This is a genomic window from Kerstersia gyiorum (genome assembly GCF_004216755.1).
GTDB classification, from domain to species: domain Bacteria; phylum Pseudomonadota; class Gammaproteobacteria; order Burkholderiales; family Burkholderiaceae_B; genus Kerstersia; species Kerstersia gyiorum.
In genome coordinates this window covers 218,938-233,679 of record NZ_SGWZ01000003.1, presented here as the reverse complement: position 1 = coordinate 233,679, position 14,742 = coordinate 218,938, and the positions used below count along the sequence as shown (strand labels likewise).

The 14,742-nt window shown below is 63.9% G+C and carries 14 protein-coding genes; 6 read left to right on the top strand and 8 right to left on the bottom strand.

The window, feature by feature from the left end; genetic code table 11:
• The first annotated feature begins 22 nt into the window (after positions 1–22).
• The 6 genes from EV679_RS10930 to EV679_RS10905 all read left to right on the top strand — a co-directional run bounded on the left by EV679_RS10930 (position 23) and on the right by EV679_RS10905 (position 8,687).
• The gene (locus EV679_RS10930) at positions 23–1,075 is read left to right on the top strand and encodes a flagellar basal body P-ring protein FlgI (RefSeq protein ID WP_238591394.1); all 1,053 of its coding nucleotides are present in this window, start codon (positions 23–25) and stop codon (positions 1,073–1,075) included.
• A 9-nt stretch (positions 1,076–1,084) separates the two neighbouring features.
• Positions 1,085–2,095, top strand: a complete 1,011-nt coding sequence (gene flgJ, locus EV679_RS10925; RefSeq protein WP_130487339.1) for a flagellar assembly peptidoglycan hydrolase FlgJ — start codon at positions 1,085–1,087, stop codon at positions 2,093–2,095.
• Between the two features lie 112 nt (positions 2,096–2,207).
• Positions 2,208–3,893 carry a flagellar hook-associated protein FlgK gene (gene flgK / locus EV679_RS10920; protein WP_130487219.1) on the top strand — a complete coding sequence of 562 codons (1,686 nt, stop codon included), beginning with the start codon at positions 2,208–2,210 and terminating at the stop codon, positions 3,891–3,893.
• Between the two features lie 30 nt (positions 3,894–3,923).
• Positions 3,924–5,162 (top strand): flagellar hook-associated protein FlgL, encoded by a 1,239-nt coding sequence (gene flgL, locus EV679_RS10915; protein ID WP_068371952.1) that lies wholly within the window; start codon positions 3,924–3,926, stop codon positions 5,160–5,162.
• Between the two features lie 38 nt (positions 5,163–5,200).
• A complete protein-coding gene (locus EV679_RS10910; RefSeq protein ID WP_130487218.1) occupies positions 5,201–6,970 on the top strand; it encodes a methyl-accepting chemotaxis protein in 1,770 nt (589 codons plus the stop codon).
• 67 nt (positions 6,971–7,037) lie between these two features.
• Positions 7,038–8,687 carry a methyl-accepting chemotaxis protein gene (locus EV679_RS10905; protein ID WP_130487217.1) on the top strand — a complete coding sequence of 550 codons (1,650 nt, stop codon included), beginning with the start codon at positions 7,038–7,040 and terminating at the stop codon, positions 8,685–8,687.
• Positions 8,688–8,730: 43 nt separating this feature from the next.
• Here EV679_RS10905 and fliR read toward each other — a convergent pair whose 3' ends face one another.
• From fliR to EV679_RS10865, 8 genes are all read right to left on the bottom strand, one after another.
• Positions 8,731–9,516 (bottom strand): flagellar biosynthetic protein FliR, encoded by a 786-nt coding sequence (fliR, locus tag EV679_RS10900; RefSeq protein WP_127773358.1) that lies wholly within the window; start codon positions 9,514–9,516, stop codon positions 8,731–8,733.
• 19 nt (positions 9,517–9,535) lie between these two features.
• Positions 9,536–9,805, bottom strand: a complete 270-nt coding sequence (fliQ, locus tag EV679_RS10895) for a flagellar biosynthesis protein FliQ (RefSeq protein WP_068371961.1) — start codon at positions 9,803–9,805, stop codon at positions 9,536–9,538.
• Between the two features lie 56 nt (positions 9,806–9,861).
• The gene (gene fliP / locus EV679_RS10890; RefSeq protein ID WP_238591395.1) at positions 9,862–10,563 is read right to left on the bottom strand and encodes a flagellar type III secretion system pore protein FliP; all 702 of its coding nucleotides are present in this window, start codon (positions 10,561–10,563) and stop codon (positions 9,862–9,864) included.
• Between the two features lie 86 nt (positions 10,564–10,649).
• The gene (fliO, locus tag EV679_RS10885; protein WP_068371964.1) at positions 10,650–11,018 is read right to left on the bottom strand and encodes a flagellar biosynthetic protein FliO; all 369 of its coding nucleotides are present in this window, start codon (positions 11,016–11,018) and stop codon (positions 10,650–10,652) included.
• A 2-nt stretch (positions 11,019–11,020) separates the two neighbouring features.
• On the bottom strand, positions 11,021–11,569 hold the full coding sequence (gene fliN / locus EV679_RS10880; protein WP_130487216.1) for a flagellar motor switch protein FliN: 549 nt from the start codon (positions 11,567–11,569) through the stop codon (positions 11,021–11,023).
• Complete coding sequence (fliM, locus tag EV679_RS10875) at positions 11,566–12,576, bottom strand: flagellar motor switch protein FliM (protein ID WP_130487215.1); 1,011 nt, start codon at positions 12,574–12,576, stop codon at positions 11,566–11,568. The genes fliN and fliM overlap by 4 nt, the downstream gene beginning before the upstream one ends.
• 6 nt (positions 12,577–12,582) lie before the next feature.
• Positions 12,583–13,125 carry a flagellar basal body-associated FliL family protein gene (locus EV679_RS10870; protein WP_127773363.1) on the bottom strand — a complete coding sequence of 181 codons (543 nt, stop codon included), beginning with the start codon at positions 13,123–13,125 and terminating at the stop codon, positions 12,583–12,585.
• A gap of 153 nt (positions 13,126–13,278) precedes the next feature.
• A complete protein-coding gene (locus EV679_RS10865; protein ID WP_130487214.1) occupies positions 13,279–14,709 on the bottom strand; it encodes a flagellar hook-length control protein FliK in 1,431 nt (476 codons plus the stop codon).
• Positions 14,710–14,742: the final 33 nt, after the last annotated feature.

Here is a 14,742-nt window from a genome sequence, read left to right as displayed (position 1 = left end):
GCTGGTGCCTGCGGCACAGGCCATGAATGTCACCCAGCGCATCAAGGATGTCTCCAGCGTGCAGGGCGTGCGTGACAATCCGCTGATCGGCTATGGCGTGGTCGTGGGCCTGGACGGCAGTGGCGACCAGGTGCGGCAGGCGCCTTTCACGCAGCAGAGCGTGGCGAACATGCTGGCGCAGCTGGGTGTGACGGTGCCGCCCGGAACCAATATGCAGCTGAAAAACGTGGCGGCGGTGATCGTGACGGCGACACTGCCACCGTTTTCCCGTCCTGGCCAGAATCTCGATGTCGTGGTGTCGTCCATGGGCAACGCCAAAAGCCTGCGCGGCGGCACCTTGCTGATGACGCCGCTCAAGGGCGCCGATGGCCAGGTCTATGCGATTGCCCAGGGTAACCTGCTGGTTGGCGGCGCGGGCGCCTCGTCCGGCGGCAACAGCGTGCAGGTGAACCAGCTCAACAGCGGCATGATTACCAATGGCGCCATTGTGGAGCGCGCCGTGCCGACCGTGATCGCCATGCAAGGGCAGGTGCACCTGGAACTGAAAGAAAATGACTTTGGCACGGCGCAGAACGTCGTCGACGTGGTGAATGCGGCGTTCGGCCCCGGCACGGCCAACGCCCTGGACGGCCGGGTCATCGCCGTGGCCGCGCCGGCTGCCGATGCGGCGCTGAGCCAGTTCCTGTCGCGCCTGGAAAACCTGCCCATCGAACGGGCGCCGGTGGCCGCCAAAGTCATCATCAATGCCCGCACCGGTTCGGTGGTGATGAACCGCACCGTGGTCATCGAGGAATCCGCCGTGGCGCACGGCAATATTTCCGTGGTGATCAACCGCAGCCTGGATGTCAGCCAGCCCAATGCCCCCTTCGCGGGAGGGCAGACGGTGGTAGCGCCCAATACCGAAATACGCCTGTTGCAGGACGGTGGCGGCCTCAAGTACATGCAGACCAGCGCCAATCTGCAGGATGTGGTCAATGCGCTCAATGCGCTGGGCGCCACGCCACAGGACCTGTTGTCCATCCTGCAGGCCATGCAGCGCGCCGGCGCCTTGCGCGCCGAGCTGGAAATCATCTGAGGCTGCATGATGACGATTGCTTCCGGTTCCACCGCCGCCTCTCTGGCGCAGGGTTTTGTTTTCGATACGCGGGAAATGGACAGGCTGCGGGCCAAAGTGCAGCAGTCGCCCGATGGCGAGGCGGCGCAGCGCGAGGTGGCGCAGCAGTTCGAGGCCCTGTTCATCAATATGCTGATCCAGCGCATGCGGGACGCGACGCCCAGTGAGGGACTGTTCGACAACGAACAGACGCGCATGATGCAGTCGTTGGCGGACCAACAGATTGCCTCTGACCTGGCAAGCAAACAGTCCGGCCTGGGGCTGGCCGAGGCGCTGCTGCGGCAGATCCGCCAGCCGGGCAGTGCCATGGCGGGTGTTTCGGGTGCAGCGGGCAGCGTGAGTGGCAGGGGGCCTGGCGGCACCGGCGAACTGACGCGTGAGCTGCGCGTTGATGGCAGCCTTGCGCCAACCAGTCCGACGTTGCAGCAGAATCTCTGGCGTGGCGCACGTGCAGGCGTTGCAGCAGTACGCGCTGGCGCGGCCTTTGCTGGCCAGGCGCCAATGCTGAAGGCGGCCGCGCAGGCGCCGGACTTCGTCGCCAGTTTCGTCGAAAAGCTGGCGCCCATGGCGCAGCGTATCGCCCAGGAAAGCGGTATCCCGGCCCAGTTGATCCTGGGGCAGGCTGCGCTGGAATCCGGCTGGGGGCGGCGTGAAATTCGCCATGAGGATGGCAGCCCCAGCTACAACCTGTTCGGTATCAAGGCTACGCCAGCCTGGCGTGGCGCGGTGGTGGAAACCATGACCACCGAATACGAGGACGGCAAGGCGCGCAAGCTGACGCAGCCATTCCGCGCCTATTCGTCCTATGAAGACGCCTTGCGCGACTATGCCGGTTTGCTGCAGCGCAATGAGCGTTATCAGGGGGTGCTGCAGGCTTCCGACCCGGCCGAGGCCGCGCGTCGCATCCAGGAAGCCGGCTATGCCACCGACCCAGGCTATGCCGACAAGCTGATCAATGTGATGGCGATGCTGGAACGCTAGCCAATCACCCTAAATTTCCGCGCCGCGCAACCGTTATTCCATGGGAATGCCGGGGTGTCCGGGGCAAGTCAGGCCCAGGGCGACAGGCAACCATTATGAGAGTCTCCTGACCATGAATCTGTACAACCTGGGACTGACGGGTATCAACGCCGCGACTGCGCGCCTGAATACGACCGGCCACAACATCAATAACGTCGATACGCAAGGCTACAACCGCCAACAGGTGCTGGTGTCTTCGGTCGGCGGCAGCGCTACCAGCGCCGGCTTCTATGGCCGTGGCGTGGCGGTTGACGGGGTGACCCGGCAATACAGCTCCTATCTGTACAACCAGCTGGTTTCCGCGCGTTCCACGCAGTCCTCGTACAACAGCTACCTGAACGAGATCGGCCAGATCAATAATCTGATCGGTAATAGCGAAACCGGTATTTCTCCCGCGCTCAAGGCATTTTTCTCCAGCGTCCAGGCTGTCGCCTCCGAGTCGGGCGACGCGGCGGCGCGCCAGGAAATGATCGGCCAGGCCAACAGCCTGGTCACGCAGATCAATGAAACCCAGGAGATGCTCAATCGCCAGCGCGATGAAATCAATATCCAGGTCGGCACGACGGTCGAGCAGATCAACAGCTATGTGGACCGTATCGCCGGGCTGAACGAGCAGATCACCCTGGCCAAGGCGTCGGCGACGCCAGGTCAGGCGCCCAATGACCTGCTAGACCAACGTGACCAGCTGGTGTCCGAACTGAACCAGCTGGTTGGCGTGCGGGTGGTCGAGCAGGGGTCCTCCATCAACCTGACCGTCGGCAATGGCCAGGTGCTGCTGTCCGGCAATCATAGCTACCCGCTGCGCGCCATGACTTCGGCCAATGACCCCAGCCGTACCGTCATTGCCTATGAACTGCCCGCCGAAAACGGCGAGAGCACTTGGGTGGAACTGGATGACACCCGCCTGAGTGGTGGACGCCTGGGAGGCCTGCTGGCCTTCAGGCGCGAATCGCTGGACAGCGTGCAGAACGACCTGGGGCGCCTGGCGCTGGGCCTGGCGCATGCCTTCAATACGCAGCACCGCCAGGGTCTGGATCAGGCTGGGCAGCCGGGCGGCGACTTCTTCACGATCGCGGCGCCGGTTGCTCACGCCAGCCTGTCCAACCAGGGCAGCGCCAGTGCGGGCGGCAATGCGGGCCTGACTGCGGAGGTCAAGGATATCCAGGCATTGCAGGCCAGCGATTACCGCATCAGTTATCACGCCGCCAGCGGCAAGTATGAAATTCAGCGCCTGTCCGATGGCGTGAAACGGAGCTTCGACGGCGATGCCGGACAGGTGGAAATCGACGGCTTGAGCCTGAACCTGCCCGACGCCACGCAGCCGGGGGCCGTCGAGCATGGAGACAGCTGGTTGCTGCAACCCACCATGAATGCGGCTGCCAGCCTGGCTGTGGCCGTGGAAAACCCGGCGGAAATCGCTGCTGCGGATGCCAGCGGCGGCGCCATCAACAATGCCAACGCGCTGAAGCTGGCCCAGCTGCAGACCGACAAGGTGATGGGGCAGGGGTCGCTGAGCATCAGCGATACCTATCTGCAAATCGTCAATAAGGTCGGGGTAAAGACCGGGGAGGTCACCACGGCCAGCAAGGCTCAGGACAATCTCGTGACGCATCGCCTGACGGCGCAGCAGGAGGTCTCGGGCGTCAGTCTGCGTGAAGAGCAGGTCGCGCTGATGCAATACGCCGAGCAGTACCAGGCGTCGGCACGTCTGATCGACGTTGCCAGCCAGATGTTCGACACCCTGCTGTCCATGAAGTAACCGCCAGCGCCGCGTCTACAGGATATCGCCATGCGTATCAGCTCGTCTTTGATGTACCAGATTGCCCTCGGCCAGTTCTCGCGCAAGGAAGCGCAGCAGGTTCAGCTGTTCGAGCAGATTTCCACCGGCCTGCGCGTGGTGCGCCCCGGGGACGACCCGTTGGCGGCCGCCCAGGCAGTGCGAACCAGCCAGAATCTGGAACTTAACGAGCGCTTCGCCGCCAATCGACAGGTGGCCAAGCACAACATGGGCGAAACCAGCCAGATGCTGGACGCCACCGTGAATACCTTGCAGGACGTGACCACACGCCTGGTGGAAGTCGGCAATGGCATTTACTCGGAAACCGACCAGCGTGCGCTGGCCAAGGTGCTCAAGGAATCCTATGACCGCCTGCTGAACCAGGCCAACGCCAGGGACGGCAATGGCGTTTACATGTTTTCGGGCCATCGTGGCGATGTCGCGCCGTTCCAGACCGATAGCGACGGCTGGGTCAGCGGCGCCTATCAGGGGGACGAAGGCAAGCGCCTGATCCAGGTGGACCAGACCCGCCAGATGCCAACGGCGGAATCCGCAATGAATATCTTTGCCCGCGCCAATCCCGGTGATCGCTCTTATGCCGCTTCATCCGCGCCGGGCAACCAGGGCACCGCGACCTTCAGTTCGCCGGCGGTCACCAGCCAGGACGGCGAGCATGTCGGCAAGACGTTGCGTATCGCTTTCGAGGCCGATCCCGCAGCAGGCGGTGTGCGCTATGTCGTGACCGATGCGAACCAGACGGTGCTGGACAGCGGCCCCTACGACGCGGAAACCGGGCTCAACCTGTCCGTCGGCGGTTTGTCGCTGGCGATCCAGGGACAGCCGGCCGAGGGCGACTGCTTCACGCTGGAACCCATGGCGCAAGCCGATATGGATGTGTTTTCCACCTTGCGCCGGACCATAGACGCCCTGGAGTCGCTGGACAAAAACGACCCCGTGTCTGTTGCCAACTTCCAGAACGTGGTTGGTGAGGCGCAGCGCAAGCTGGGCAGCGTGTATGACAACGTACTGACTGTGCAGGCCTCGCTGGGGGCGCGCATGAATGAGCTGTCCGCGCTGGACACCGTGGGAAGCGCCAGGGGCCTGAGCTATGCCAAGCAACTCGACAACCTGGTGGGTTTGAATGAGTTCGCCGCCTATAGCCAGCAGATCTATTACCAGAATGCGCTGGAAGCCTCCATGTTGGCATTCCAGCGGATCCAGAGCCTGGGACTGTTCAACGGCAATAACTAGGCGTAGCGGCGCGCCGCAGTGAAAAGGGATTGATGATCATGTTTCGGAATACGTCCATAAAAATCAATATGATGCTGGTGCTGGGCCTGTTCATGGCCTTGCTGCTGGTGGCAGTGGCGCTGGGCTGGAACGGGATGCGGGTGTCCGGCAACGCCTTCGAAACGCTCTACAGCCTGACCACCCGGCAGGTGTTGCCGCTCAAGGAAGTGGCGGCGTCGGTCAGCAATAGCCATTATTGGATGGAGCGTGCGCGGCGCATCGAAAGCGAGGATGGCGCGTTGGCGGATATCCGCCAGGCCCTGGATCAGGCCGAGACTGCACTGTCGCAGGCTGACGAGCGCTATGCGCTGTTTGCCGGCGAGGCCGGGCAGGTCGGTACCGCTCAAGCGCTGGGCCAGGTGCTGGAGCGCCATCATGCCCTGATGCGCCAGAATGCCCGCAATTTGCTGCCGCTGTCGTCGGGCGGCAGCGATGAACCGGTGTCCCAGGCCGAACTGGAAGCGTTGCTGGCGCAGGGCGGACAATTGCTGCGCGAATTCACCGATGCCGCCCAGGCGCACATTGCGCAATTGCAGACACAGGAAGTGCGACGCCAGCACTGGGCGCAACTGGCGGTACTGGTGTTGATGATTGCCGGGTTGCTGATCTCTGTGGTGGCCTGGCAGGTCATGCGGCGCCGCGTTCTGCGGCCGCTGGGCGAGGCCGGGCAGTTGCTGGACCGTGTGGCCCAGGGCGACCTCACGTCGCGGGTGGATGTCCGGGATGGCAACGAAATCGGCTTGTTGATGGCCGGTCTGCGCAAGATGCAGGAAAACCTGTCGCGCATGGTGTTGCAAGTGCGCCGTGGGGTGGAGGAAATTTCCCATGGCAGCAAGGAAATCGCGCTGGGCAATACTGATCTCAGCAGCCGTACCGAGCAGCAGGCCGCGTCATTGCAGGAAACCGCGGCCAGCATGGAGCAACTGGCCTCTACGGTGCAGCAGAATGCCGATAATGCGCGTCAGGCGGATCATCTGGCGGCCGGCAGCATGGACGTCGCACGTCGAGGCGGCCAGGCCGTGTCCGAAGTTATTGCCACGATGACTGAAATTTCAAGCAGTTCGGCAAAAATTGCAGAAATTGTCAGTGTGATCGACGGTATCGCGTTCCAGACCAATATCCTGGCCCTGAACGCGGCCGTCGAGGCATCGCGGGCGGGCGACCAGGGCAAGGGCTTTTCCGTGGTGGCCAGCGAGGTGCGTACCCTGGCCCAGCGCAGCGCCCAGGCCGCCAAGGAAATCAAGCAACTGATCGACGATTCGGTCAATAAGGTCAATGCCGGCTCCGACCAGGTGGGCCGCGCCGGCGACACCATGCGCGAAATCATGGAGTCGGTGCAGCGTGTGGCGGACATCATGGGCGAAATTTCCTCTGCCTCGCAGGAACAGTCGTTGGGCATAGACCAGATCAACCGCGCGGTGGCGCAGATGGATCAGGTCACCCAGCAGAATGCTGCGCTGGTCGAGCAGGCGGCGGCGGCGGCCGGTTCGCTGGAAGAACAGGCGTCCAGCCTGGCCCATGCCGTGGCTGAGTTCAAGGTTTCTGCTTCCGGTGCGGCCCGCACGCAAGCTGGCGCTGCACTGGCGTCGGCCCGCCTGAACGGCGCCACCAGCAGGCCCAGGCCCGCGGCACCCTCAAAGCCGGCGGTAGCCGCTGCTGCCGGGCCGCGCAAAGCCGCCAGGCCTGCCGCCACTCCCAGGCTGGAACCCGGTACGGCGCCGCGCCGGCCGACCCGCACCGCGTCAGAGGACGACTGGGAATCCTTCTGAGTGTTCACGCCGCAGGCAAGGCACGCCTTGCCCACGATGATGCCAGCTATGAACTGCGAGATACCGCATGCGAAATAACCAACCGGTCAATGACCATGAATATCATCTGAGCGAATCGGATTACCTGATTTCGCGCACGGATCTGGAAGGTCGCATCACCTACGCCAACGAGGCGTTCGTGATTGCCAGCGGTTTTACACGGGAAGAATTGATGGGGCAGCCGCATAATATCGTGCGCCATCCGGACATGCCGCCGGAAGCCTTCGCCGATCTGTGGCAAACCCTGGAAAGCGGCAATTCGTGGCTGGGCGTCGTGAAGAACCGACGCAAGGACGGCGGTTTTTACTGGGTGCTGGCCAATGTCACGCCGGTACGCGAAGCTGGCAAGGTGGTGGCGTTTTCGTCGGTGCGCGTCAAGCCCAGTGAACAACATGTAACCCGCGCTCGGCATTATTACGAACGCTGGCGCGCCGGCCATCGGGTGGCAGCCCGCCTGGTGCGTGGCCGTATTGTCCCGACCGGCTGGCGCGGACTGGCAGGCGCACTGCGCAAGCTGACCAAGCCCTGGCTGGCGCCCAGCATGTTGCGCTATGCGTTCTTTTCTTCGTTGATGGTGCTGCTGGCGGCGCTGACCTCGCTGTGGCACCTGCGTGCGGCAGACATCGGCGACACCGGGATGTGGTGGCTGCTGGGCGGCTCCCTGCTGGCATCCTTGCTGATCTTCCTGTATGGCTGGCGGCTCACGGCGCGCACGGGCAAATCCATCGAAGCGGTGGTGGACCGCGCATTCCGGCTCGCGGCAGGGGATCTCGGGACAGCGCTGCAATACCATGATGATGATCCAGTCGGACGCCTGGCTTTTGCGCTGGAAATGACGCGTTGCGGCATGAACAGCGTGGCGCTGGATATGCGCAGCAATACCCGTGGTGTGGTGACAGTACTGGAAACCATCAGTTCGGCCAACAAAGACCTGCAGCAACGCACTGAGGAATCTGCGGCCTCGCTGGAAATGACCGCCACCAGCGTTGACGAGTTGAGTGCAACCGTCAAGCACAACGTCGACAACGTCAAGCAGGTGTCTCAGTGGACGCATGACTGCCGCCAGCTTGCCGGTCAGGCGGGGGCGAGCGTCAGCGACGTGGCTGCAACCATGAAAGAGATCGAAGCCGGTTCAGCGAAAATATCGGAAATCATCCGCTTGATCGACGGTATCGCCTTCCAGACCAACATCCTGGCACTCAACGCGGCAGTGGAAGCGGCGCGGGCAGGGGAAGCTGGCAAGGGTTTCGCCGTCGTGGCTGGCGAAGTGCGTTCTTTGGCGCAGAAGAGCGCGGAGGCGGCACGCGAAGTGCGTGACCTGATCCAGGAGTCGACTGGCAGGGTGGACGCTGGCGCCAGCAAGGTCAAGGCGGCGGGTTCCATGGTGGACCAGGTCATGGCCGCCATCGAGCGTGTGGATCAGACCATGAGCGAAATTTCGCTGGCCTCGAACGAGCAGCATATCGGTGTTGAACAGGTCAGCCTGGCGATGAACCAGATCGACGGCCAGACGCAGCAGAATTCTTCGCTGGTGGACAGTCTGGCCGAAGCCATGCAGACCTTGATGGAGCGGGTCGATGGCCTGCGTGTGGCGCAACATGTTTTCCGCCTGGCACCGGCCAGCCAGCGCCAGGCTGCAGGTACGCGCGGCTCGGGCGAGGGGATGGGCGACGACTAGCGTGGTGGGCGGGCTCGGCGGGCGAGCTGCCCAAGGCGGCCGCTCAACCTCCCGCCAGCGCCTGTACCAGGCGCAGCATGTTTTCCAGGCCATCCTGGATCAGATTGCCGAGAAAACCGCTGCTGTTGGGCAGTACGACCAGCAGCGCCAGCAGGCCGGCAATCAGCGACACGGGAAAACCGACGGCAAACACAGACATCTGCGGCGCTGTCCGGTTGAGAATGCCCAGCGCCAGGTTGATGGTCAATAAAGCGGTGATCAGCGGCAATGCCATCAGCAGGCCGGAGACGATGATGGCGCTGCTCCATTCCAGCAGCACGCCCCAGCCGCTGAAATCCAGCGGCGCCGCCAGCGGCAGGCTTTCGAAGGAACGCTGCAGGCCGGCGATCATCAGCAGATGGCCATCCAGCGCCAGGAACAGCAGGACAGCAATCGCATTGAACAGGCGTGACAGCACGGTGGTGCTGGCACCCGCGCCAGGGTCGAAAAACGTGGCGAAGGACAGGCCCATTTGCAGGCCGACAAATTCGCCCGCCGTATGCACGGCGGCAAAGACCACGCGCATGCACAGGCCCATCGCCAACCCGATCAGGAGCTGCCTGGCGATGATGGCCAGGCTGGGCCAGGAGCCTGGTGGAATATCCGGAATTGGCCCGGCAGCAGGCGCCAGGGCCAGGGTGAGCGCCAGCGCGATGGCCAGCTTGATTTTCTTCGGGATGGCCGCGTCGCCCAGCACGGGTGCGGTCAGCATCAGCGCGCCGATGCGGGCGAAGGGAAGAATGAAAGCGTGGATCCAGCCGTAAAGCTGGTCCAGCGTCAGGGCAATCATGGCCGTCCTGGCCTTGCGCCTACTGGGCGAACTGGGGAATGGCGCTGAACAGCTGGCGCATGTAGTCCACCAATTGTTCGATCAGCAGAGGGCCGAGCAATACCAGCGTGCCGCACATGGCCAGCAGCTTGGGGATGAACGACAGCGTCATTTCGTTGATCTGGGTGGCGGCCTGGAAAATGCTGATGGCCAGGCCAACTAGCAGGATGACCAGCAGCAGCGGTCCGGCAATGGACAACGCGATCTTGATGGTTTCATAGGCCAGCGTCATTACCGCTTCGGGCGTCATGATTTCTCCGGTGCATGGGGCGGTGCGCCTGTGGCGGCGCATTTGCCGGTTGCAGGTCAGGTATTGAAGCTCTGGGCCAGCGATCCCAGCAGCAAGGTCCAGCCGTCCGCCAGAACGAACAGCATCAACTTGAAAGGCAGGGCAATGGTGACGGGCGGCACCATCATCATCCCCAGCGCCATCAGCACGCTGGCAACGACCAGGTCGATGATCAGGAAGGGAATGAAAATGGTGAAGCCGATCTGGAATGCCGTTTTCAGTTCACTGGTCATGAAGGCCGGTATCAGCACGCGCATGGGCACCTGTTCCGGACCTTCCAGTTCGGGCAGCCCCGCCATGCCGGCGAACAGGCTCAGATCGTTTTCCCGGGTCTGGGCCAGCATGAATTCGCGCAAGGGCTGGGCGCCGCGCTCGACGGCAGCCTCGAAGGAAATGCTGCCTTGCGACAGCGGGGTATAGGCGTCTTCATAGATGCGGTCGAACACCGGCGACATCGTGAAAAAGGTCAGGAATAGCGCCAGCCCGATCAACACCTGATTGGGCGGCGAGGAGCCGGTCCCCATGGCATTGCGCAACAGGCCCAGCACAATGATGACGCGGGTGAAGCCGGTCATGGCCAGCAGCATGGCTGGCAGCAGTCCGATGAGCGTCAGCATCAGCAGCGTTTGCACGCTGAGCGAGTAAATCTGGCCGCCGTCGGCGGCGGGCGTGGCAGTCAGTGCGGGCATGGCCAGCGATTGCGCCAGCGCGGCCGGCATGGGCCAGGCCAGGAACAGCAGCGGCGCCAGGCAGGCGGCGGCGAAGCGGGCGTTGGACAGGCGAGGCAGATGCATGATGGGCAGGTTCAGGGCTGGGCTGCACGCCACTGGTTCAACGCCCGCTGGAAGGCGCCGGCCACAGGTGCGGCGTTGCCGTTTGGCAGGCTGGCAGCCGGGATGTCGCCAGCCTCGGCCTCGGCGGCGCCGGGGGGCAGGGTTGCCAGATGCTGGATGTTCTGCGGCGACAGGCCCAGCAGCATGCGTTCGCCTTCCACGGAAACCAGTACGATGCGGTGCCGGGGCCCCAGCGCCAGGCTGGCCTGTACGCGTAAATCGTGGCGTCGCGCCTGCTGGCCCAGCACGCCGCTGCGGCGGATCAGCCAGGCGCCCAGCAGGATCGCGCTGATGACGCCCAGCAGGGCGGCGATGATGCGCAATATCGAGCCGGAATCCATGGTCAGCGGGTTTTGTTCAGGCGATTCAGGCGGTCCGATGGCGTCACGATATCCGTCAGGCGGATGCCGTATTTGTCTTCGACGACAACCACTTCGCCCTGGGCGATAAGGAAGCCATTGACGAAAATATCCATGGGCTCGCCGGCCAGGCCATCGAGCTCGATGACGGAACCCTGGCCTAACTGCAGCAGATTCTTGATGGTGATGCGCGTGCGCCCCAGTTCGACCGTCAGCTGGACCGGAATATCCTTGATGATATCCAGGTCATTGACCGACGTCCCGGCGGTATCGCTCAGGGCCGGGAAGTCCACGCGCTTCGGGGTGGCGGCTGTACTTGCAGGGGCGGAAGTGGCGTCAGCCTGGGCCGGCGCCGGCTGGGCGCTGGCCGCCGTGGCGGCAGCCTGCTCGGCCAGCGCCTGTTCCCAGAGGTCCATGCCGCTGGCGTTTTCGCCGGCTTGCGCCAGGCCGTCAGCCTGCGTGCCGCCCAGGTCTTGCGCGAGCGTATCGGCGGATAGGGGCGGTGGGTTCGGGGACGAGGAATCAGTCGTCATAGTGCGTCAATCTCATTCGAATCAAGGTCCGGGTGCGCAAGGATCTGCCGCACGCGCAGCGCATAACTGCCGTTGTGCCGGCCATATTCGCATTCCATTACCGGCACGTTGTTCACGCTGGCCTGAACGGTTTCCGGCCTTTCCAGCGGCAGAACGTCGCCGATCTTCAACTTCAGCAAATCCTGCAGTTTCAGGGGGATGTGCCCGAACTGCGCTGCCAGCGTGACTTCGGCCTGGCGTACTTCGCGTGCCAGCAGCGAGGTCCAGCGGCGATCGGCGGCGTCCAGCGACGCGTCCTGCAGCGGGCGGGTCAGCAGGTCGCGGATCGGTTCGATCATGGAATACGGCAGGCAGATATGCAGGGTGCCGCCTACCGTGCCGAACTCGATGCGAAAGGCGCTGACCACCACGGCTTCATTGCTGTCGGTGATGCTGGCGAACTTCGTGTGCATCTCGGAACGGATGTATTCGAAGTCTATCGGGTAGACCGGCTCCCACGACTTGCCGTAGCAATCCAGTGTCAGCCGCAGCAGGCGCTGGATGACGCGCTGTTCGGTCAGGGTGAACTCGCGTCCTTCGACTCGCGTGTGATAGCGGCCGCTGCCGCCAAAGAGGCTGTCCACCACCAGGAAGACCAGGCTGGGGTCGAAGACGAACAGCGCGGAGCCTCGCAGCGGGCGCATGGCAACCATGTTCAGGTTGCTGGGCACGGGCAGGTTGCGCTCGAAATCTATGTATTTCATGATGCGCAGGCTGCTGACGGAAACGTCGGCGCTGCGCCGCATGAATTGCAGCAGCGCGCTGCGGATATTGCGGCCGAAGCGTTCGTTGATGAGTTCCAGCGTCTGCATGCGCCGGCGCACGATGCGGTCCGGCGAGCCCAGGTCGTAGGCCCTTACCGCGCCCGCATCAGCCTGCTCGGCGGCATCCTGCGCGGAAGTGTCGCCGGAAACCTCGGCGACCAGCGCATCGACCTCGTCCTGAGAAAGGAATGCTTCGTAGCCCATGGTTCGCTACTGCACCACGAAATCGGTGAAGAGCACGTCGATGATCTGCTGGCCCCGCACCAGCGGTTTGAAGGGCCGGCTCAAGGCCTCGGAGATATCCTGTGACAGCCGTGCGCGGGTGCGTGTGCTGGCAATGGTTTCGGGGGATTGGTCGGTCAGGATCATCAGCACGCGGTTGCGCACTTCCGGCAGGTAGCGTTGCAGCCTTTCCTTGGATTCTTCATCACTGAGGCGGACGGTGATGGCCATGTGCACCAGCCGTTCCATGACATTGTCGGACAGCGTGACGGTGAAAGGCGTGAGATCCACGAAAATCGGCATGGGTGCGTTGGCGTCCGGGTCCCTGCCGTTCGAGACGGCGGACGTGGCGTCAGCGGGTTCGCTTGCCTGGGTGGCATCGGTAGCCACCGGGTGTTCGCGGTTGACGTAGAACCACGCACCGCCAATGCCTGCGAAGGCAAACAGTACGATGAGCAGTACTGCGCCGACAAATTTCAGGAAGAGATTGCGTTTGCGCGGAGGGGACGTGCTGGCGTCGATATCTGGCATGAGGAATACGGAGTAAAACGCCTGGGGCCTGGGATAAGACTGTTCGGAAAGCGACGCTTGCCGCGTGCGCCCGATTCCAGATTGTGCCCGACCGGCCTGGAATCCTGCCCAGAGAACAAAGCCTGGTTTCAGCAGGTATTCGTGGCTATGGCTTCAGGCGAAAGTGTCCAGCAGCGCATCGGGGCGCAATACCCGGGCCGGTGCCCTGCCGGCGCTTGCCAGCGAGGCCGCACCGCTATCGGTGACGTTGGCGGATGGGCCACTGCGGGCCTGGCGCAGCGCAGCCTGGAAAAATGCCTGAGCCTGTTCATGGCCCGCCCCGGGCTGGTCGCTGACCTGGGTATCCGCCAGGGTCAGGCCGGTATCGGCCAGGGCGTCCTGCAACTGCGGCAGGGCGGATTCTATGCTTTGGCGGACATGTGAGTGGGCCGTGTTGATCCAGGCATGGGCAACGCCGTCCTGTACGGTCATCATGATGCGCAATGGGCCCAGCGAGGCCGGATTGAGGCTCAGGTCCATTTGCTGAACGACCGATTGCTGGCCGGCGGCAAATTGCCCCAGGCGCAGGAATTGCTGGCTCAGTGCGGATTGCCAGGCGGGGCTGTCCAGGTGTTGCGGCAGCGCGCCGGCATGCGGCGCCGGTGCGGTGCCGGGCGCACCATGCAGAAGCCCGCCCGTCGGGCTGGCGGCCGGCAAGCCGGTAGGGGCTGGCGCAACCTGCATTGATAGGCCCGGAGACGCTTCCTCCGTGCCGCGGGTTTCTGCCGCGATGCCCGTGCTGAATGTGTCTGCCACGAGCCTGGCTTGGGCCGCGTCTGCAGAGCCGGCTTCTGCGGCTGGCGCGAGGCGCGCGCCGGTGGCCGCACCTGCGTGGCGGAGGCCGGGCCGGCTTGGCAGGGCAGGTTCAGCCGCCGTTTTCCCCGCAATGGCACGGGGTTCCCGGCCCGCGGTGACCATGCTGGCGCCGCTGCGGCTACGGCCGACCTGAGCCCTTGCACTTGGCGCCAATCCGTTGGTCAGGAAGCTGGCGCGCAGGCTGTCCTGCGTTTCTTCTGGTCCGGTTTCAGGCCACGTGGCATCCGTGTGGCGCTCCGCCGGGGCAGGTCCGCTCATGCTGGCCGTCCGTGCCTGCGCGCCGCCGGCAGCGGCCGGGCGTTGCGTCTGGGCCAGGAACAGCATGGTGTTGCGCAGGCCGTCCGGGTCATTGGCATCGCCATGGCCGGCGGCATCCGGCGCCAGCGTGGCGGCTGCGTCTCTGGCGCCGGTCGCTGCCGGCGGCGTGGTGGCGGCCAGGGTCATGGCGGCTGTGGCATCCGGGTGCGTTCTGGCCTCGGTTGCCGCTTGCGCCTGCGCAAGGGCATCCGTTTCTTCTGCCGTGTCAGAGTCTCCGGCGGGGCGCGAGGCATTGCCTTGCGCTTCGTGCGGCCGCAACTGTTGGCGCGCCATAAGCGCCGAAAATTCTAAGGTGTCCCGCAGGCCTCGGTTTTCCAGGTGCCGGGCCTCGCCGCGGCGCTGGGCGGCGGCCTGATCTCGCACGGATTCCAGCGCTTGGTTGGCTTGTACCAGGGGGGGGGGACTCGTCATGATGGGCGGGCAGGAAAATGGACAGGCGTGGAA

Coding starts and splice junctions, on each gene's coding strand:
- EV679_RS10930 (WP_238591394.1), top strand. CDS start 23: ATGAATGTCACCCAGCGCATCAAGGATGTCTCCAGCGTGCAGGGCGTG.
- flgJ (WP_130487339.1), top strand. CDS start 1,085: ATGACGATTGCTTCCGGTTCCACCGCCGCCTCTCTGGCGCAGGGTTTT.
- flgK (WP_130487219.1), top strand. CDS start 2,208: ATGAATCTGTACAACCTGGGACTGACGGGTATCAACGCCGCGACTGCG.
- flgL (WP_068371952.1), top strand. CDS start 3,924: ATGCGTATCAGCTCGTCTTTGATGTACCAGATTGCCCTCGGCCAGTTC.
- EV679_RS10910 (WP_130487218.1), top strand. CDS start 5,201: ATGTTTCGGAATACGTCCATAAAAATCAATATGATGCTGGTGCTGGGC.
- EV679_RS10905 (WP_130487217.1), top strand. CDS start 7,038: ATGCGAAATAACCAACCGGTCAATGACCATGAATATCATCTGAGCGAA.
- fliR (WP_127773358.1), bottom strand. CDS start 9,516: ATGATTGCCCTGACGCTGGACCAGCTTTACGGCTGGATCCACGCTTTC.
- fliQ (WP_068371961.1), bottom strand. CDS start 9,805: ATGACGCCCGAAGCGGTAATGACGCTGGCCTATGAAACCATCAAGATC.
- fliP (WP_238591395.1), bottom strand. CDS start 10,563: ATGCCGGCCGCGCTGGCGCAATCGCTGGCCATGCCCGCACTGACTGCC.
- fliO (WP_068371964.1), bottom strand. CDS start 11,018: ATGGATTCCGGCTCGATATTGCGCATCATCGCCGCCCTGCTGGGCGTC.
- fliN (WP_130487216.1), bottom strand. CDS start 11,569: ATGACGACTGATTCCTCGTCCCCGAACCCACCGCCCCTATCCGCCGAT.
- fliM (WP_130487215.1), bottom strand. CDS start 12,576: ATGGGCTACGAAGCATTCCTTTCTCAGGACGAGGTCGATGCGCTGGTC.
- EV679_RS10870 (WP_127773363.1), bottom strand. CDS start 13,125: ATGCCAGATATCGACGCCAGCACGTCCCCTCCGCGCAAACGCAATCTC.
- EV679_RS10865 (WP_130487214.1), bottom strand. CDS start 14,709: ATGACGAGTCCCCCCCCCCTGGTACAAGCCAACCAAGCGCTGGAATCC.